Annotated in this window: 20 protein-coding genes; 6 read left to right on the forward strand and 14 right to left on the reverse strand. The window is 67.7% G+C overall.

All coding sequences use genetic code 11. The annotated features are described in order from the left end of the window. Positions 1 to 5: 5 nt before the first annotated feature. On the reverse strand, positions 6 to 491 hold the full coding sequence (locus AC1DZQ_RS07405) for a hypothetical protein (protein WP_476962902.1): 486 nt from the start codon (positions 489 to 491) through the stop codon (positions 6 to 8). A 115-nt stretch (positions 492 to 606) separates the two neighbouring features. On the opposite strand from AC1DZQ_RS07405, the gene AC1DZQ_RS07410 reads away from it, so the two are divergent. Then, positions 607 to 1,860, forward strand: a complete 1,254-nt coding sequence (locus tag AC1DZQ_RS07410; RefSeq protein WP_476962903.1) for a heparan-alpha-glucosaminide N-acetyltransferase domain-containing protein — start codon at positions 607 to 609, stop codon at positions 1,858 to 1,860. A gap of 73 nt (positions 1,861 to 1,933) precedes the next feature. Here AC1DZQ_RS07410 and AC1DZQ_RS07415 read toward each other — a convergent pair whose 3' ends face one another. Both AC1DZQ_RS07415 and dapB read right to left on the reverse strand, forming a co-directional pair. Continuing rightward, positions 1,934 to 2,416 carry a hypothetical protein gene (locus AC1DZQ_RS07415; protein ID WP_476962904.1) on the reverse strand — a complete coding sequence of 161 codons (483 nt, stop codon included), beginning with the start codon at positions 2,414 to 2,416 and terminating at the stop codon, positions 1,934 to 1,936. Positions 2,417 to 2,421: 5 nt separating this feature from the next. Continuing rightward, a complete protein-coding gene (gene dapB, locus AC1DZQ_RS07420; RefSeq protein WP_476962905.1) occupies positions 2,422 to 3,180 on the reverse strand; it encodes a 4-hydroxy-tetrahydrodipicolinate reductase in 759 nt (252 codons plus the stop codon). Positions 3,181 to 3,301: 121 nt separating this feature from the next. Here dapB and AC1DZQ_RS07425 point away from each other — a divergent pair, with 121 nt between their 5' ends. Both AC1DZQ_RS07425 and AC1DZQ_RS07430 read left to right on the forward strand, forming a co-directional pair. After that, entirely contained in the window at positions 3,302 to 3,505 is a 204-nt protein-coding gene (locus tag AC1DZQ_RS07425; protein WP_026266610.1) for a helix-turn-helix domain-containing protein, read from the forward strand. A 9-nt stretch (positions 3,506 to 3,514) separates the two neighbouring features. Then, on the forward strand, positions 3,515 to 3,973 hold the full coding sequence (locus AC1DZQ_RS07430) for a Clp protease N-terminal domain-containing protein (RefSeq protein WP_476962906.1): 459 nt from the start codon (positions 3,515 to 3,517) through the stop codon (positions 3,971 to 3,973). Between the two features lie 19 nt (positions 3,974 to 3,992). Here AC1DZQ_RS07430 and AC1DZQ_RS07435 read toward each other — a convergent pair whose 3' ends face one another. From AC1DZQ_RS07435 to AC1DZQ_RS07465, 7 genes are read right to left on the reverse strand one after another with little or no spacing between them, the layout of a single operon-like run. Next, positions 3,993 to 4,502 (reverse strand): molybdenum cofactor biosynthesis protein MoaE, encoded by a 510-nt coding sequence (locus AC1DZQ_RS07435; protein WP_476962907.1) that lies wholly within the window; start codon positions 4,500 to 4,502, stop codon positions 3,993 to 3,995. Further along, the gene (locus tag AC1DZQ_RS07440; RefSeq protein WP_476962908.1) at positions 4,492 to 5,004 is read right to left on the reverse strand and encodes a MogA/MoaB family molybdenum cofactor biosynthesis protein; all 513 of its coding nucleotides are present in this window, start codon (positions 5,002 to 5,004) and stop codon (positions 4,492 to 4,494) included. The genes AC1DZQ_RS07435 and AC1DZQ_RS07440 overlap by 11 nt, the downstream gene beginning before the upstream one ends. After that, complete coding sequence (moaC, locus tag AC1DZQ_RS07445) at positions 5,001 to 5,537, reverse strand: cyclic pyranopterin monophosphate synthase MoaC (RefSeq protein ID WP_476962909.1); 537 nt, start codon at positions 5,535 to 5,537, stop codon at positions 5,001 to 5,003. Before moaC ends, AC1DZQ_RS07440 begins: the two co-directional genes overlap by 4 nt. After that, a complete protein-coding gene (locus AC1DZQ_RS07450) occupies positions 5,525 to 6,748 on the reverse strand; it encodes a molybdopterin molybdotransferase MoeA (RefSeq protein ID WP_476962910.1) in 1,224 nt (407 codons plus the stop codon). The genes moaC and AC1DZQ_RS07450 overlap by 13 nt, the downstream gene beginning before the upstream one ends. Before the next feature lie 26 nt (positions 6,749 to 6,774). Continuing rightward, positions 6,775 to 8,451 (reverse strand): molybdopterin-dependent oxidoreductase, encoded by a 1,677-nt coding sequence (locus tag AC1DZQ_RS07455; protein WP_476962911.1) that lies wholly within the window; start codon positions 8,449 to 8,451, stop codon positions 6,775 to 6,777. A gap of 35 nt (positions 8,452 to 8,486) precedes the next feature. Next, entirely contained in the window at positions 8,487 to 9,854 is a 1,368-nt protein-coding gene (locus tag AC1DZQ_RS07460) for a sensor histidine kinase (RefSeq protein WP_476962912.1), read from the reverse strand. Then, positions 9,841 to 10,584 carry a response regulator transcription factor gene (locus tag AC1DZQ_RS07465; RefSeq protein ID WP_476962913.1) on the reverse strand — a complete coding sequence of 248 codons (744 nt, stop codon included), beginning with the start codon at positions 10,582 to 10,584 and terminating at the stop codon, positions 9,841 to 9,843. Before AC1DZQ_RS07465 ends, AC1DZQ_RS07460 begins: the two co-directional genes overlap by 14 nt. A gap of 132 nt (positions 10,585 to 10,716) precedes the next feature. Here AC1DZQ_RS07465 and moaA point away from each other — a divergent pair, with 132 nt between their 5' ends. The 3 genes from moaA to AC1DZQ_RS07480 all read left to right on the forward strand — a co-directional run bounded on the left by moaA (position 10,717) and on the right by AC1DZQ_RS07480 (position 12,555). Next, positions 10,717 to 11,856, forward strand: a complete 1,140-nt coding sequence (gene moaA / locus AC1DZQ_RS07470; protein ID WP_476962914.1) for a GTP 3',8-cyclase MoaA — start codon at positions 10,717 to 10,719, stop codon at positions 11,854 to 11,856. Positions 11,857 to 11,863: 7 nt separating this feature from the next. Continuing rightward, a complete protein-coding gene (locus tag AC1DZQ_RS07475; protein ID WP_476962915.1) occupies positions 11,864 to 12,130 on the forward strand; it encodes a MoaD/ThiS family protein in 267 nt (88 codons plus the stop codon). A 143-nt stretch (positions 12,131 to 12,273) separates the two neighbouring features. After that, positions 12,274 to 12,555, forward strand: coding sequence for a hypothetical protein (locus AC1DZQ_RS07480; protein WP_476962916.1), 282 nt, complete (start codon positions 12,274 to 12,276; stop codon positions 12,553 to 12,555). Between the two features lie 122 nt (positions 12,556 to 12,677). Here the strand turns inward: AC1DZQ_RS07480 and AC1DZQ_RS07485 are convergent, their stop codons facing one another. The 4 genes from AC1DZQ_RS07485 to rpsO form a co-directional block, all read right to left on the reverse strand. After that, entirely contained in the window at positions 12,678 to 13,175 is a 498-nt protein-coding gene (locus tag AC1DZQ_RS07485) for a DUF1579 domain-containing protein (RefSeq protein ID WP_476962917.1), read from the reverse strand. Positions 13,176 to 13,311: 136 nt separating this feature from the next. Continuing rightward, positions 13,312 to 14,655 carry a M16 family metallopeptidase gene (locus tag AC1DZQ_RS07490; RefSeq protein WP_476962918.1) on the reverse strand — a complete coding sequence of 448 codons (1,344 nt, stop codon included), beginning with the start codon at positions 14,653 to 14,655 and terminating at the stop codon, positions 13,312 to 13,314. 105 nt (positions 14,656 to 14,760) lie between these two features. Continuing rightward, positions 14,761 to 17,007: a polyribonucleotide nucleotidyltransferase gene (locus AC1DZQ_RS07495; protein WP_476962919.1), complete on the reverse strand. Its 2,247-nt coding sequence runs from the start codon at positions 17,005 to 17,007 to the stop codon at positions 14,761 to 14,763. A gap of 247 nt (positions 17,008 to 17,254) precedes the next feature. Further along, positions 17,255 to 17,524: a 30S ribosomal protein S15 gene (gene rpsO / locus AC1DZQ_RS07500; protein ID WP_476962920.1), complete on the reverse strand. Its 270-nt coding sequence runs from the start codon at positions 17,522 to 17,524 to the stop codon at positions 17,255 to 17,257. Positions 17,525 to 17,649: the final 125 nt, after the last annotated feature.

Here is a 17,649-nt window from a genome sequence, read left to right on the forward strand (position 1 = left end):
CCATCCTAGGCACCTCCTCTTTTGCCGGAGGTCGCCGCGGGTGCCGAGCAGTAACCCCCGACGGCAGTTTCACGAAGGGCCTCCGCCCAGACGGCAAGCCGCTGGGCCGCCCGCACGTAGTGGAACAACTCTGTTGGAGTGAGGGCATCGAGGTCCGTCTCGGCCAGCCGCCGGGCCAGCTCGGCTCCCGGCGGGACCACAGCCAGCGCCGTACCTTCCTTGCCCCACTGGACGTCTTCGGCCGGCTCCCCGGCGACCAGGCGCCGGAAGAGGAAGTCCACGACGCCCGGGCTCATGGCCTTCAGGACGCCGGCCGCCGACTCGCCACCATTCGCCCGTTCGCCAGGCGGGTTGCTGGCCCGAGCCGGGCCTGAAGGATCCGGGTCCGGAAATTTTCGGCCCGGAACTTTTCGGCCTGTAACTTCCCGGCCTGTGAATTCCCGGTTTGTGAATTCGGGATTCAGGAAGGCGGGCTCTGGGGCGTTGTTCATGCGCTCATCGTATTCGAACATATATTCGAACACAAGGCCTGTTCGGAGAAGGACTGGAGCCGTGGGCGGGCCGCGCATGGGACGATCACCCGGCCGATCATGAGACGATCAGATGATGACCGCGCGCGGAATGACCACTGCTTCCCGGACCGTCAAGGGCACTTCCTCCGGCGCCCGGCTGGCCGGCATTGACGCCGCACGCGGTCTGGCATTGCTGGCCATGATGGCCACGCACGTGCTGGCGACCTTTGAGCCGGACCCACAACTCACGCCCACCTGGATCGGGCTGGCTTTTTCCGGGCGGGCAGCCGCGCTGTTCGCCGTGCTTGCCGGAGTCGGCCTCGCCTTGTCCACGGGGAAGCAGCAGCCACTCGAGGGCCCCGAACTGGGGGCGGCCCGCCGGGGCATCGCCCTGCGGGCGCTCGTGATCGCCGCCGTCGGGCTCTCCCTGGGCGGGCTGGATGTCAACATCGCCATAATTCTGGTCCACTACGCCCTCCTTTTTCTGTGCGTGCTGCCTTTCGTCGGGCTCGGGGTGAAACGCCTGATCCCACTCGCGGCCCTCTGGATCCTGGCAGCCCCTGTCCTGGCCTACCTGCTGCGGCCTTGGCTGTTGTCCGCCGATCCGCCCCTGCGGCTGGGGCATAACCCAAGCTGGGAAGATTTGGCCACCCCGGCAAGGCTGTTGGGCGACCTCTTCCTCACGGGCTACTACCCTGTCCTGCAGTGGATCGCCTACCTCCTCGTGGGGCTGGCGATCGGCCGGATGGCGCTGTGGAAGGCGGCCGTGCCGTTCCTGCTGCTGGCGGCCGGAACGGTGGTGGCCGTCATGTCCAAGTGGCTGGGGATGGTGATGATGGAGGACTGGGGCGGCCGGCAGGCCCTGCAGGCACAGATCGGCGATCCCGCCTACCCGCTGGAGAGTCTGCTGCAGGTCAACCTTGCCGGCGTCGAACAGTCAGGCACAGTGTGGTGGCTGGCCACCAGTGCACCGCACTCCGGCACCGCACTGGATCTGTTGCACACTTCAGGGACTGCTGCTGCCGTGATCGGCCTGTGCCTCCTGCTGGGGAGGCTGGGCAACTGGCTGGAACTGGATCTGCTGCTCCCGCTGCGCGGAGCCGGAGCCATGACGTTGAGCCTCTACACGGCTCATCTGTGCATCATGGCTGCCCTGCACGATCAGCCGCTGATGACCGGCTGGACCGTGGAGGGTGTGTACTGCGCGCAGGCCATCGGGGTGCTGGTGACTGGCGCGGTCTTCGCAGCACTGGCATGGCGCGGACCGCTGGAGTGGGTCACCCATGCGGCCAACCAGGTAGGCAGCTACCAGCCGGTCCGAGTCCGCCAGACTCCCCGCCTCCGCTAGCTTCCGCCGCCGGACCCGGCGCGGCCCACGTGGCCCTGCCGGACCGGGGGCTCATCGGCCGCGGCCCGTCCGGCTAGGGCTCATGCGTGCCGGTCCGGAAGATCCGCACGGCGTCGCGCATCGAGGCGCGGGCCCGCTTGCGGTCTCCGGCGGCATCGTAGGCACAGCTGAGCCGGAACCAGGAACGCCAGTCGTCCGGGGCGGCTTCCGTCTCGGCGCGGTACTTCTCAAATTCGAGGTCGGCGGCTTCGCGGATGATCCGGCCGGCGGGCGTGCGCGGCAGCGTGTCCTCCGGCAGTCCCCCCTCGGCTTCGAGGATCTTCGCCAACCGCTCGGTGCGGGCGCCGAACAGCAGCTCCCGGATCAGTGCCCAGGCGCCGATGACCGGCAGCACCAGGTAAGCGACGCCGATCGCCTTCGCCACGAGATTGGGGTCCGACATCAGGAGCACGGAACGTTGAAGGGACACCACCAGGTAGAACACAAGCAGCAGGGTGACGGCCCCCACCCAGATCTTGGTGCGGTTGGCTTTCAGGGTTGTGAGGGCGGCGGACATCGGGCTCAGAGTCCCAGGTCCAGGTAGCCGTCGAGTCCCACCGTGAGACCGGGGTGTGCGGCGACGTTGCGGATCCCCAGCAGCACTCCGGGCATGAAGGAGGCACGGTCGAAGGAGTCGTGGCGAATGGTCAGCTGCTCCCCCGGCCCACCCAACAGGACCTCCTGATGCGCGACGAGGCCGCTGAGGCGGACGCTGTGGACGCGGACGCCGTCGACGTCGCTGCCGCGGGCGCCATCGAGCTCCGTGGTGGTGGCGTCCGGACTGGAAGGCACGCCAGCGGCGGTGCGCTCGGCCGAGATCAGCTGCGCAGTGCGCACAGCAGTGCCGGAGGGGGCATCCACCTTGTCAGGGTGGTGCAGTTCAATGATTTCAACGGACTCGAAGTACTTGGACGCCTTGGCGGCGAAGGCGGAAGCCAGGACCGAGCCGAGGGCGAAGTTGGGGGCGATGAGGACGCCGACGCCGGGCTGGTCGGCGAGGAGCTCCTCCAGCCCCGCGAGCCGGTCGGCATCCCAGCCGGTGGTGCCGACCACGGCGTGCATGCCGTGCTCGACGGCGAAGCGGACATTCGCCTCGGTGCTTTCGGGGACGGTCAGGTCCACCACGATCTGCGCGCCGGAGCTGACAAGGGAATCGAGGGAGTCGTTGCGGCCAAGGGCCGCGACGAGCGTCAGGTCCGTGGCGGCGTCGATGGCCTTCACGGCCTCTACGCCCATGCGCCCGTTGGCGCCCAGCACGGCGACTGAGAGTTGTTCGGTCATGCCTTCAACCCTACCGCCGGGGCCGTTGCGTTCAGGAACCGGCGGCCTTGGGTTACAGGACCACCCCCGCGCCTGTCAGGCTGGATTGACGGGCTAGATTTGTCAATCTAAACTGACAGGCATGGAGACTGACGACCTGTCCGCGCATATTCATTCACTTGACCCCGCCGTCGGTCTAAGGGCGGTCGGAGCCCTTCACCGCCTGGCAGAACAGGTCGAGGCCGCGCAGGTAAGAGCTGCTAGACAACAGGGATGGACCTGGGAGCAGATCGGTGACGCCCTAGGCGTCTCGCGGCAATCCGTCCACGCAAAATACCGAGAGTGAGATCAAACGATGTTTGAACGATTTGCCGGCGACACCCGAAAGATCGTTGGCTTTGCCATGGAAGAGGCCCGCTACAGCGGCGACAAGCGGCTGGGCACGGATCATCTGCTGCTAGGGGCGCTCCACGATCCCGGTCCGGCCGGCATCCTTGGTGTCACGCTCGATCAGGCAAGGGCGGCGGCAGCCGCGCTGGACCGCACCGCACTCGCGTCAATCGGAATAGATACCCAGGGCTTTGAACGCGTCACCATGCCCAGCCGCGGAAAAAAGCCGCCCTTCAGCTCAGGCGCCCGGTCCGTCATGGAAGGCATGCTTCGGTACACCATTGACCAGAAGTCACGACAGATCACCACCGCGCATCTTCTGCTGTCGCTGCTGGACCGCGAGGAACATGATCCGGCGGCCTCGCTCCTGAATGCACTGGGGGTCGACCGGGCCGAGGTCCGGCGCAGGGTCCTTTCCTCCTGATCGCGAGCTAACGTGCTGCCTATTCGCCGGCGCCGACCCATTCCACCGTGCCGTCGGCGAAAAACTGTTCCTTCCAGATCGGCACCTGGGCCTTGATCCGGTCCACGAGTTCGGCACAGACCTCGAAGGCCTGGCCGCGGTGGGCTGCGGAGACGGCGCAGACCAGGGCAGGATCGCCGATCTCCAGCATGCCGATCCTGTGGGCCGCCCAGATCCGCACCGGCTGCTCCCGCTGATCGCCGTCGGCGCCGTCATCCGAAGATCCGTCGGGCGCCGGGCCGCCGGCCGGGACGGAATGCTCCGCCACGAGCCCGGCGACGACGTCGGCCATCACCTGGTGCGCCGTCGGGTGGGCGCTGTAGCTGAGCCGGGAAACCTGCTTGCCGCCGTCGTGGTTGCGGACGACGCCGCTGAAGCTGACCACCGCTCCTGCGGTGTCCGACTCGACCGCCGCGATGGCCTGCTCCACGGAAATGGGCTCGGCGCTCAGCACGGCGTGCACGATTTCAAATCCGGTGTTAGTGCCCATGGCTGCCTTCCAGCTGGTCGCAAAGGTGTCCAAGGATGGGATCCAGCACGGCCAGGCCGTCCATCACGCCCTTCGGGGATCCGGGGAGGTTCACGATGAATGTCTGGCCGGTCGCGCCCGCGTGGCCCCGGCTGAGCATGGCCATCGGTGTCTTGGCTGTTCCGGCGTTCCGGATGCCCTCCATGATGCCCGGGATTTCCCGGTCCAGCAGGGGCAGGGTCTGCTCAGGCGTTGCGTCGGTGGGGCTGAGCCCTGTCCCGCCGCTGGTGATGATGACGGCCGGCTGCTGGCTCAGCAGGGCGCGGAGGGCGGCCCCCACCGGCGCCCCGTCCGGCACCACCATGGCAGGGAACGGCTCGAAGCCGTGTTCGGTGAGCCAATCGATGATGACAGGACCGGTGAGGTCCTCGTAGATACCGGCGGCCGCGCGGGTTGAAGCGATCACGACGCCGGCCTTCCGGCCCGTGGCTTCGCCGTGGCGGTGAGGTTCGGGCATGTTCATAGGGTCCAGTCCCCGCTCTTGCCGCCGCTTTTGGCGAGCACTTTGATATCGGTCAGGACCGCGTGCTTGTCCACGGCCTTGATCATGTCGTACACGCTCAGTGCCGCGACCGACGCCGCAGTCAAGGCTTCCATCTCGACCCCGGTGACACCTCGGGTCTTGACCGTGGCAAAAATTGTCACGGAGTCGGCGTCGAGCTCAAAGTCGATGGTGACCTTGGCGATCGGCAGCGGGTGGCACAGCGGGATCAGGTCCGGTGTCTTCTTGGCCGCCATGATCCCGGCGATGCGGGCCACGGCCAGGGCGTCGCCCTTGGGCAGCTCGCCGCCGCCGAGGAGGGAAAGGACCTCGGCCGTGCTGCGGACAGTCGCGGTGGCCGTGGCTTCCCGTGTGGACTGCGCCTTGTTGGACACATCCACCATCTGGGCCGTGCCGTCGTGGCGGAGATGGGTCAGGCGGGCGCTGTCCGCCGTGGTGTCATGCGCTGGTGCGGCATCCGCTGCAGGGTTTTCTACATCATTCACAGGATCCATACTTCCACTTCGTCGCCCGCTGCGAGCGCCGCCGTCCCCTCTGGAACGTGGACCAGGGCGTTCGAACGGGCCAGGGCATGGACCAGGTGTGAGCCCGCGCCGCCCTCCAGCCTGACCGTGCCGTCCGGAGCCAGCGTGCCGCGCCGGACCTGGTGCTTGCCCGCCGGGGAGGTCAGCGGTTCGGCGAGGCGCGCCCGGACGGCGGGACGGAGCGCCGGAGAGCCGAGCAGTTCCGTGAGGACCGGGCGCAGGAACATTTCAAAGGACACGAGGCAGCTCACCGGATTACCGGGGAACCCCAGCACAGGGACACCGTCGAAGCTGCCGATCCCCTGCGGGCCGCCCGGCTGCATCGCCACGGCGCCGAACTCGACGTCGTGTCCCGCCATCGCCTGCCGGACCACCTCATAGGCACCTTTGCTGACGCCGCCGGTTGTGACGATCAGGTCCACGGCGGGGCCGTGCCGGCGGAGCAACGCGGCGAGCTCGTCCGGCTGGTCCGTGGAGACGCCGGTCCGTGTGACCTGGAGCCCGGCCTGGCGCATGGAGGACTCGAGCAGTGTGCCGTTGGAGTCGAAGATCTTGCCCGGTCCCAGCGGGCTGCCCGGTTCCACGACTTCGTCGCCGGTGGTGACCAGGAGGACCCGGAGGGAGGGACGGACGGGCACATCCGTGTAGCCCATCGCCGCCAGCAGTCCCAGCTGGCCGGGGCCGAGGAAGGTCCCCGCGCCGAGGGCAAGCTCGCCGGAACGGATGTCACTGCCGGCATCGCGCACGAACGTTCCGGCGGCCGCGGCCGGCAGGCGGACCGTGGCGGGTTCCCCGGGCACCGGGAAGGAATCGGGCACGGCCTGTTCGATGGGAACGACGGCGTCGGCCCCGGCCGGCATCATCGCTCCGGTCATGATCGGGGCGGCGGTGCCGGCGGCCAGTTCCGCCGGTGCGGCACCGGCCGGGACGGGCGCGACGACGCGCAGTTCCGCGCCGCCGTCGGGCACGTCGGCGCTGCGGATCGCGAAGCCGTCCATCTGCGAGTTGGCAAAGGGGGGAAGGTCCAGCGGCGCCAGGATATCGGCTGCGAGCCCCCGGCCCAAGGCTTCGAGCAGCGGGAGCCGTTCCACCCGTCCCTCGGTGCGGAGCGGTGCCAGCAGGGCGCGTACCTTGTCCCGGTGCGCTTCCACGCTGACGTGCCTTGTCTCGGTGCGGTGCATGCGTTTCCTGACGTTTGCTCGGCTCGCTAGGACTTCACGTCAACTCTAACCGTGTGATAACCCGTGGCTCCGTTCGGCGCGACCGGGGCGGACTCCTCGACCTGCGGCACACCGTCGAGGGCTGTTGCCCGGACCTGGACCTCGTACCGTCCCGGCTCCAGCGGAAGGGCCAGCTTCCACTGGTACCACGTGTCTTTGGAGATGCCGGGGGCCAGCTCGGCCTGGCGCCAATCGCCGCGGTTGACGCGCACCTCCACCTTGCCGATGCCCGTGTGCTGGGCCCAGGCGACGCCGCCGAACACAACCGTCCCGCCCGTAACGTTGGCCCCGTCGCGCGGCACGTCAATGCGGGACGAGGTCTTGATGGGCCCGCGCTCGCTCCAGCCGCGCGGGGTCCAGTAGGCGACGTCGTCCGCGTAACGGGTCACTTTCAGCTCGGTGAGCCACTTCGTGGCCGAGACGTAGCCATACAGCCCCGGCACGATCATCCTGACCGGGAACCCGTGCTCCAGCGGGAGCGGTTCGCCGTTCATTCCCACCACCAGCAGCGCGTCCCGGCCGTCCGTGAGGGCCTCGAGCGGTGTCCCGGCCGTCCAGCCGTCCGTGCTACGGGAAAGCACCATGTCCGCTCCCGCCTTGGGGCCGGCCATGGCAAGCAGTTCGCGGACCGGCCAACCAAGCCAGCGCGCGTTGCCGATCAGGTCCCCGCCCACCTCGTTGGAGACGCAGGCGATGGTCACGTGGCGTTCCGTCAGGGGCTTGGCCAAGAGGGTGGCGAAATCGAGCTCGATCTCGTGTTCCACCAGGCCCGTGACCTTCAGCGTCCATTCCGCCGGGTCCACCAGGGGGACGCGCAGAGCGGTGTCGATCCTGTAGAACTGCCTATTCGGCGTCACGAGCGGGCTCAGGCCGGCCAGCCGGAACTCGGCGCCCGCGGGGACGCGGGGCGCGGGAGCGGCGGGCACCGGGAGGACCAGCTTGCTGCGCACATCACTGACGACGGCGGCTGCTCCGCGAAGGGTGGAGGCGAGCACACCGGCGACGGCCCCCACCGCTGCCGTCCCGCCCAGAGCCAGCAGGAAACGGCGCCGGGCGGGCTCATTGGCCGTAGCGCCCGCGGGCTGCTTGGCGGAAGGGGTCTCCGACGGGGTCCGGCCCGCAATGGGCTGCCACTCCAACAGTTTCCGGATGAGCCACCGCAGCAGGGCGATCCCCACCAGTGCCACGAGCACCGGGACAGGCATGGCGTTGAAGGTCGCATCGGCCCGGCTCACCACGGCCACGAGCCCCACCGCACCGAACACGGCGATGAGGATCACCCCGGCGAAACGGCGCCGCACTTCAAGGACTCCGGACAAAGCTGCAAGTGCGGCGATGACCAGTGCCATGCCGGCCAGGAGTGCCAACTTGTCTGCCGTGCCGAACACGGAGATGACCCACTCCTTGACGCCCGGCGGGACGGTGTCGATCACGGCCCCGCCCACGGCCGTCACCGGAGACACCGTGGGGCTCACCAGGCTGGCCGTAAGCTCACCGAGCACCACCGCGGTCCCCACGGCCACCAGCCCGGCCCCGGCGGCCCACAGGTCCCGTGCCCGCCTCTGCCGCGTGCGCTGTTGCGGGACTTGCTGTTGCCCGGTCCGTCCGGGCTGCCCCTGCGTCCCAGTTTGTTGCCGTTCCTTGCCGGCGAGTGTCTCGTCCATTTCCTTCCCCTGCCCGTCAAAGCCAACGCCGCTGCTCACTGTGCCCGTCCTGCCCGGAGTTTTTCCTCTACCGCGTCGCGCGGAATCCCGTCGTCGGCTCCCTGGGCTGCTGCTCCCCCGACAGCTGGCACCCCGGCAGAAGGACCATGGCGGCCAGCTGGCTCCTGGCCGGCGGATCCCTGGCCAGGGAGGAGCAGCGAGAACCGGCATCCGCCGTCGACGTTCTCCACGGTGACGGTGCCCTGATGGGCGCTGACGATTCCGGCGACAATGCTCAGGCCAAGCCCGGCGCCGCTGTAGCGCATGACGCCTGCCGGCTCTTCTGTCCCAGGCACCCGGAAGCTGCCGTCCGGGACCCCGCCATCCGGGACTCTATGGTCCCGGCCGTCGTCCGGGGCGGCCCAACGGCCCGGCTGCCTCCGGGCCGGGTCCTTCTGCCAGCCGGTCTCGAACACATGCGGGAGGTCTGCTTCGGGGATCCCGCCGCAGCCGTCGGTGACCGCGACGACGGCCCGGTCACCTGCCCGGCCGACTTCCACCGTGACCCGGGAGCCGGGTGCGCTGTGGACGATCGCGTTGAGCACCACATTCCGGATCGCGCGRCCCATCGAGGGGCCGTCGGCGAGGGCCAGGCTTTCCCGCTGGCCGCCGCCGTCGAGCGTAATGCCGTGCTGTTCCGCTAGCGCGGCGAGGTCGGCAATGGCGTCGCTGGCAAGGTCGTACAGGTCCAACGGCTCGGCCTTGAGCCGCATCGTTCCGGCGTGGATCTTCGACAGCTCCAGGAGGTCGTTGACCATGCCGGCCATGAGGTCGGTCTGGGCGATGATCTTGCGGTAGTAGCCGGGGACGTCTGCGGCCATGCCGTCTTCCAGGGCCTCAGTCATGGCGCGCATGCTCGCCAGCGGCGTCCGGAGGTCGTGGGAGATCCAGCTGACCAGTTCGCGGCGGGCGTTCTCGACGGCGGCCTCACGCTGCCGGGAGGCCTCCAGCATCCGGCTGCTGGATTCGAGCTCGGCTGCGAGGGCCGCAAGTTCGTGGCTCATCACCGGGGACTGGATCCCGGGGCTCTCGCCGCGGCCGATGCTCCGGGCAGCCTCGGCCAGTGCCTTGGCGTTCCGGGAGACCCGTGACCCCAGCACGAGCGCGATCGAAACAGCCACCGCGGAGGCCACGGCCAGGACGTACCACATCACTTCGAGGTCGCGGGCCGAGATGAACATGGCGTTGAAGGCGCTGACCATTCCGGCCGTCAGGACCGCCACGGCGGCGAGCACCACCACGCAGATCTGGACCGCGAACGATGCCCTGCGCAGCGATTTCAGGATGAGCAGTGACGCGGCCCCGATCACGGCTCCCCACGCCACGGCCCAGCCAATGATGGTCAGGAGTTCAGAGGTTTGCATCGGCGGACTCCTCCTCGTCGCTGGGATCCAGCCGGTAGCCCACGCCCCAGACAGTTTTCAGGACGGAGGGGCGGGTGGGGTCATCCTCGATCTTCTCCCGCAGCCTGCGCACGTGCACCGTCACCGTGGACAGGTCCCCGTAGTCCCAGCCCCAAACGGCCTTCATGAGTTCTTCGCGGCTGAAGACCTGCCGGGGACGGCGGAGCATAAAGGCCAGCAGGTCGAATTCGCGGGCCGTCAGCGCCAAGGGCCTGCCGTGGCGGGAGACGGTGCGAGCGGCCGGGTTGAGGTCGAAGCCGCCCACCTCGACGGAGGGCTCCGGGCTGAATTCGGGAATGCTCCGGCGCAGGACCGAGCGGACCCGCAGTACCAGCTCGCGGGGCGAGAACGGCTTGGTGACGTAGTCGTCCGCGCCGGCTTCCAGGCCCAGGATCCGGTCGTCTTCCGTTCCGAGGGCAGTGAGCATGATGACCGGGACGCTGTGCGCCTCGCGGAGCCGGCGGCAGACTTCCACACCGTCCAGGCCCGGCAGCATCCGGTCCAGCAGGACCAGGTCCGGGCGGCGTTCGGCCGCCAGGCGCAGGGCCGTGAACCCGTCGGCGGCGAGGACCACCTGGAATCCCGCCTGGACGAGGTAGTCGCGGACCACCCCGGCGATGGTCGGCTCGTCCTCGACGAGGAGGATGCGCCGGTATTCCGTTGCGTCCGGCGCCGGCTGGGTCTTGTTCACGCTTCCAGCATAGGTTCGCGGCCACGCTGCGGGCAGGGCTCCGGAGTCCCGCAGGACATCGTTCCCGAATCCGTAATATCCGTGCCGACATGCGGCTGTGACGTGGGCCGCGACGTGGCGTAGCCTGACTCTATGACAGTTCAACTGGGTATGCCCCAGCCCCGCGTGGCAGGCAGTCCCGGAGCGGGGATGCCTCCTGCAGCCGCACTGTCCGGGCGTCCGGAGGGCCTGCCTGCCGGGCTCGTGGATCGCTACGGCCGCCGTGCCACGGACATGCGCCTCTCACTGACGGACAAATGCAATCTGCGCTGCACCTATTGCATGCCGGCCGAGGGCCTGGAGTGGTTGTCCAAGCAGGCGGTGATGTCCGCGGACGAAATCGTCCGGATCGTGCGGATCGGCGTCGACGTGCTCGGCGTACGCGAACTGCGGCTGACCGGCGGCGAGCCGCTGGTGCGCGCGGACCTGCTGGAGATCATCGCCGCGCTCCGCCAGGCGCACCCCGGGCTGCCGATCTCCATGACCACCAACGGCGTCGGCCTGGACAAGAAGGCCGCCGGGCTCAAGGCCGCGGGACTCACCAGGATCAACGTCTCGCTGGACTCCCTGCACGAGGAAACCTTCGCCAAGCTGACCCGCCGCCCCTTCCTGAACAAGGTCCTCGCCGGCGTCGACGCCGCCTGGGCTGCAGGCCTGGGCCCGGTCAAGCTCAACGCTGTGCTCATGCGCGGGATCAACGACGCCGAGTCCCCGGCCCTGCTGGCCTGGGCGCTGGACCGCGGCTATGAACTGCGCTTCATCGAGCAGATGCCGCTCGACGCAGATCACGGCTGGACCCGACGGAACATGATCACCGCCGCGGAGATCCGCGAACTGCTTTCCGCCGATTACGTGCTCAGTTCCGACCCGCGGGACCGCGACGGCGCCCCGGCGGAACGGTTCGAAGTCCGGGCCCGCGTTCCCGGCACCGACCGGGCCACCGGCTCTGTGCTCGGCACGGTGGGCATCATCGCCTCCGTCACGGAGCCGTTCTGCTCGGACTGCCGCCGGACGCGCATCACCGCCGAGGGCAAGATCATGAGCTGCCTGTTCTCGCGCGAGGAAGTGGATCTGCTGGGGCTGCTGCGCGAGGGCGCAAGCGACGAACAGCTCGCCGAACGCTGGCAGGATGCCATGTGGATCAAGCCCAAGGCCCACGGCATGGACCATGTGGGCCTCGGCTCCCCCGACTTCGTCCAGCCGGACCGCAGCATGAGCGCCATCGGAGGCTGATTTTTTCGTGAACGTACGCTACTTCGCTGCAGCGCGCGCTGCCGCCGGCGTGGATGAGGAACGCTACGACCTCGCCGACGGCGACACCCTCGCCTCGCTGCTCGAGGCGATCCTCGCCGTCGAGCGCCCCGAACCGCCGGCCGGCACCCCGCCGCTGGCCCGCATCCTGTCCCGCTCCAGCTTCCTGCTCAACGAAGTTGCGGTCCGTGACCACGCCGCGGCGCTCGAGTCAGCCGACGTCGTGGACGTGCTGCCGCCGTTTGCGGGCGGCTAGGCCCAGCACGTCCGGGACTTCCGCGACGCATCACCTTGGCGGCCGCGGCGGGTGCCGGAATCCTGGGGTATCGCGTGGACCCTGCCGGTCCTAGAGTGTGGAATATCCCAACGGCAGGCGACAGCAGCAGTCAGGAGAGCGGCATGTTTACCTTGCAGATCGAGCATAAGATCAAGGATTTTGGCATGTGGAAGGAGGCATTCGACCGTGATCCGGTGAACCGTGCGGCGTCGGGAGTCACTACGTACCGCATCAGCCGCCCGGTGGACGATCCGCACTATGTGGTGGTCGAGCTGGATTTCGAGCAGCGCGGGCAGGCCGAAGCCTTGTTGGCCAATCTCCAGGCAAAGGTCTGGAACTCCGCCGACTTGGCCCCAGCCCTTGAGGGGGCGCCAAAGAGCCGGATTCTGGAGGCGGCATCCTGAGAGCGCGGGCCAGAACCGCACGGCTGAACCCCATATCTGAATCGCACATCTGAACCACACGCCTGCATCCATCCGCCAGCCTGCATGCGCCAGCCCGACATGTCTGGCGGTAACGCGAAGCCTCACGCCGGGATGGAGGCGCTCTCCGCCACGCGACGGCACACGGTGGTCATGAAGGGGGTGAAGTCGCTCGCCTTGCCCAGGCGGAGACCGGCGGCGTGCGTCAGTTCGCCGTCGTCCACCCGGAAGGTGTGCCGTGCGGTGCCGCGGTCGCTGCGCCGTTCCACGGTCAAGGTGCCATCTTCCATGCTGGCGCGCGCGGGTCCCTCGGGCGGCAGCCCCAGGCTGTTGACGTGGTACCAGAAGGTGTCGGGGTGGTCCGGGTCCGTCGTGAAGACACCATGGCCTTCGGAGCGGTTCCCGTCCGCGTCCGTGTGCCGGTAGCTTTGGGTGACGGCTAGCCCGGCGGCCGCCCGGGAAAAGATGATCTCGGTGTCCGCGCTGCGCGCGGGACCCCACGCCGTTGCCTCCCAGTGCGTGATCCCCGTCCAATGGCCCAGGAACCCCTCAAGCGCCTCGCATGCACTGCCTGGCAGTGGCCGGTCCACAGTTTCTCCCATATGGAGTTCCTCCCGAGTGACCCCGCCACCATCATGACGCCGTGCCTGCTGCGGTGTAAAGAGCGGCGTCGCGCCGGCCGGACGTGCCCAGCAGGGTTCCGTCAGGGTCGGAATGCTGTTTTGGTCCGGGAATTACCTAGAGCCCAAAGGTTTCGGTTTCCTCGAACGGGCCGACTACCGTGACGGTCCGCGGGGCTGCCGCGAGCTCGCGGGCGAGCTCCTGGACCTCCGCGGCTGTGACGGCCTTGATCTGGCGGAGGGTTTCGTCGATGTCCTGGTACTCGCCGGACACCAGTTCCGCGCGGCCCAGCCGGGACATCCGGGAACCGGTGTCCTCAAGCGCGAGCACGATTCCGCCGCACAGCTGGCCCTCCGCCTTGCGGAGCTCCTCGTCTGAGATCCCGTCCGCAGCCAGCTTGTCCAGTTCGGCACCCAGCAGATCAATGACCTGCCGGACCTTCGACGGCGTGCATCCGGCGTACATGCCGAAATAGCCGGCGTCGGCGTAGGAGGAGGCGAAAGAGTAGGTCGAGTAGACGAGGCCGCGCTTTTCCCGGACCTCCTGGAAAAGGCGGGAGGACATCCCGCCGCCGAGGACGGCGTTGAGCACGCTCATGACAAAGCGGCGGCCGTCCGTGGCGACCAGCGAGGGGCAACCCATGATGATGTTGGCCTGCTCCACCTGGCGCTTGACGACATGCAGTCCGGCCGTGCCGGTGATCGCTGCACGCTCGGTGGACCGGCGCTGCACGGGCGCGGCAGCGAGCTCAAGATTCCAACCGGCGGAGTGCAGGGCGTCCACCACAAGCCCGCAGACGACGTCGTGGTCCAGTCCGCCGGCCGCGGTGACCACGAGCTCGTCGGGACGGTAGTAGCGGCGGTAGTGGTCCCACACGGAGTCGCGTGCAACCGCCCGGATCGCTGCCGGGGTGCCGCCGATGGGGCGGCCCAGGGGGTGCGTTCCCAGCACGGCGGCGACGAAGTTCTCATGGGCGACGTCGGTGGGGTCGTCGCTGTCCATGGCGATTTCCTCGAGGATGACGTCCCGCTCCTGCTCCATCTCCTGCGGGTCGAGGACCGCGCCGGTGATCATGTCCGCGATGACGTCGATCGCCATGGGAAGATCCGTGTCCAGCACGCGGGCGAAGTAGCAGGTGCTTTCCTTCGCGGTGGCGGCGTTGGATTCCCCGCCGACCTCGTCGAAGGCCGAGGCGATCTCCAGCGCGGTCCGCCGCTTGGTGCCCTTGAAGAGCAGGTGCTCCAAGAAGTGCGTGGAGCCGTGCTGGCCGGGGGCCTCATCGCGGGAGCCGACTCCGACCCAGAAACCGATCGTGGCAGAGCGCTGGCCGGGCATCGCCTCGGTCAGGACGCGGACGCCGCCTGGCAGGACCGAGCGTCGCACTTCGGAGCCGCCGTCGGCTCCGTGGATCAGGGTGTCAGCGTGCTGGTTCTGCTCTAGCGGCAGGGGGACGACAGTCATCAAGGCCTTTCATTGAACACATGCCAAATCTGCCTGCAATCCTACCTTTAACAGCAGCGGGGCCGGTGGTTGATCCACCGGCCCCGCTCTTTGATGCAGGAGAGACTACTCTGCGGACTCCTCGGAGACCTCAGCGTTGTCAGCGTCTGCGCCTGCGCCGTCAGCCACTACGGGCGACAGGGACAGCTTTCCGCGATCGTCGATCTTGGTGATTTCCACCTGGATCTTCTGGCCCACGGAGACGACGTCCTCGACGTTGTCCACGCGCTTGCCGCCGGCGATCTTGCGCAGCTCGGAGATGTGCAGGAGCCCGTCCTTGCCCGGGGTCAGGGAAACGAAGGCGCCGAAGGTGGTGGTCTTGACGACCGTGCCCAGGTAGCGCTCGCCGATTTCCGGGATCTGCGGGTTGGCGATGGCGTTGATCGCGGACCGTGCTGCGTCGGCAGACGGGCCGTTGGTGGCGCCAATGTAGACAGTTCCGTCGTCCTCGATCGAGATGTCGGCTCCGGTGTCTTCCTGGATCTGGTTGATCATCTTGCCCTTCGGGCCGATGACCTCGCCGATCTTGTCAACCGGGATCTTGACCGCGATGACGCGCGGCGCGAACTCGGAGAGCTCGTCCGGGGTGTCGATCGCGGAGTTCAGGACGTCCAGGATGTGCAGGCGGGCTTCGCGGGCCTGCTTCAGGGCGGCGGCCAGGACCGAGGCGGGGATGCCGTCGAGCTTCGTGTCCAGCTGGATGGCCGTGACGAACTCGGAGGTACCGGCAACCTTGAAGTCCATGTCGCCGAAGGCATCTTCGGCGCCGAGGATATCGGTCAGGGCGGCGTAGCGGGTCTGGCCGTCAACCTGGTCGGAGACCAGGCCCATGGCGATACCGGCAACGGCAGCCTTCAGCGGCACGCCTGCATTGAGCAGGGACAGCGTGGAGGCGCAGACGGAACCCATCGACGTCGAACCGTTGGAGCTGAGAGCCTCAGACACCTGGCGGATGGCGTAGGGGAATTCCTCGCGGGAGGGCAGCACCGGCATGATGGCGCGCTCTGCGAGGGCACCGTGGCCGATTTCGCGGCGCTTCGGGGAACCGACGCGGCCGGTCTCGCCGGTGGAGTACGGCGGGAAGTTGTAGTTGTGCATGTAGCGCTTGCGCGTCACGGGAGACAGCGAGTCGATCTGCTGTTCCATCTTGAGCATGTTCAGCGTGGTGACACCCATGATCTGGGTCTCGCCGCGTTCGAAGATGGCCGAGCCGTGGACGCGGGGCAGAACCTCAACCTCGGCGGTGAGCTGGCGGATGTCCGTCAGGCCGCGGCCGTCGATGCGGATCTGGTCCTTGAGGATGCGCTGGCGCACAACCTGCTTGGTGACGGAGCGGAAGGCTGCGGACAGCTCCTTCTCGCGGCCTTCGAACTGGCCGGCCAGGGAAGAGGTGACCTCGTCCTTGAGCGAATCCGATGCGGTGTCGCGTTCCTGCTTGTCGGCGATCTGGAAGACAGCGGCCAGCTTTTCGGCGGCGGCGGACTCCACAGCGGCGTAGACGTCGTCCTGGTAATCCAGGAAGACCGGGAATTCGACGGTCGGCTTGGCGGCGCGGGCTGCCAGGTCGGACTGTGCTTCGCAAAGGGCCTTGATGAACGGCTTGGCAGCCTCGAGGCCCTCGGAAACAACCTCTTCGGTCGGGGCGGTGGCGCCCTGTTCCTTGATGAGGTTCCAGGAGTTGTCGGTGGCTTCGGCTTCAACCATCATGATGGCAACGTCGTCACCGGCGATGCGGCCGGCAACGACCATGTTGAAGACGGCGTTCTCGAGCTGGGAGTGCTTCGGGAACGCAACCCACTGCGAGCCGTTCTCGTCGGCAACGAGGGCAACGCGGACGCCGCCGATCGGGCCGGAGAAGGGCAGGCCGGAAAGCTGGGTGGACATCGAGGACGCGTTGATCGCGACGACGTCGTAGAGCTCATCCGGGTTGATGGACAGCACGGTGACGACGATCTGGACCTCGTTGCGCAGGCCCTTGACGAACGCGGGGCGCAGCGGGCGGTCCATGAGACGGCAGGCCAGGATGGCTTCCGTGGAGGGACGGCCTTCGCGGCGGAAGAACGAGCCCGGGATGCGGCCGGCGGCGTACATACGCTCTTCGACGTCCACGGTCAGCGGGAAGAAGTCGAAGCCTTCACGCGGGTGCTTGCCGGCGGTGGTTGCGGACAGCAGCGCGGTCTCTTCATCGATGTAGACCATCGCTGCGCCGGCTGCCTGCTTGGCAAGGCGGCCGGTTTCAAAGCGGATTACACGCTTGCCGAAGCGGCCATTGTCAATGACTGCTTCTGAGAACTGGATTTCGGGACCCTCCATAGAGAGTCACCTCCGTTTCATGGTTCACGGAGCCCAGCCGCATCAACCCAGTCCAGCATCTGTCTACTGGCCTGCACTGCACCCGGTCATCGATCGAGACCCACGGGCCGGGCCTCATTCCTTGAGGCCGTTCCCGGGGATCACTACCGAGGACCGCGAATGCGTGATGCGGTTGATCCTCCTGTTTAGTTTTTTCCTGAAGAAGGCGGCCCGTTCCGGTCCGGAAGGGGCCGCCCCTTAAAGCTGACTAGCGACGCAGGCCGAGGCGCTCGATGAGCTTACGGTAGCGGGTGATGTCAGTGTTCTTGAGGTAGGTGAGCATACGCTTGCGACGACCAACCATGGCCAGCAGACCGCGCTGGGTGTGGTAATCGTGCTTGTGCTCCTTCATGTGCTCAGTGAGATCCTTGATCCGCTGAGTAAGGACTGCAACCTGGACCTCCGGCGAACCGGTGTCGCCCTCGGACGTTGCGAATTCCTTGATGATGGACTGCTTTACAGCGGCTTCAAGTGCCACAATAACTCCTAGAGATGTGCCGTGAGGCCCGAAACAGTAATTCACTGCCGGGGGTGCCGTGCCGTAATCCCCCACCGAAGCCGGGTATTCAGTACACAACAGGAGCCAGCCGCCACGGACTGCAG

Source organism: Arthrobacter sp. P1_C12_2, assembly GCF_056406415.1.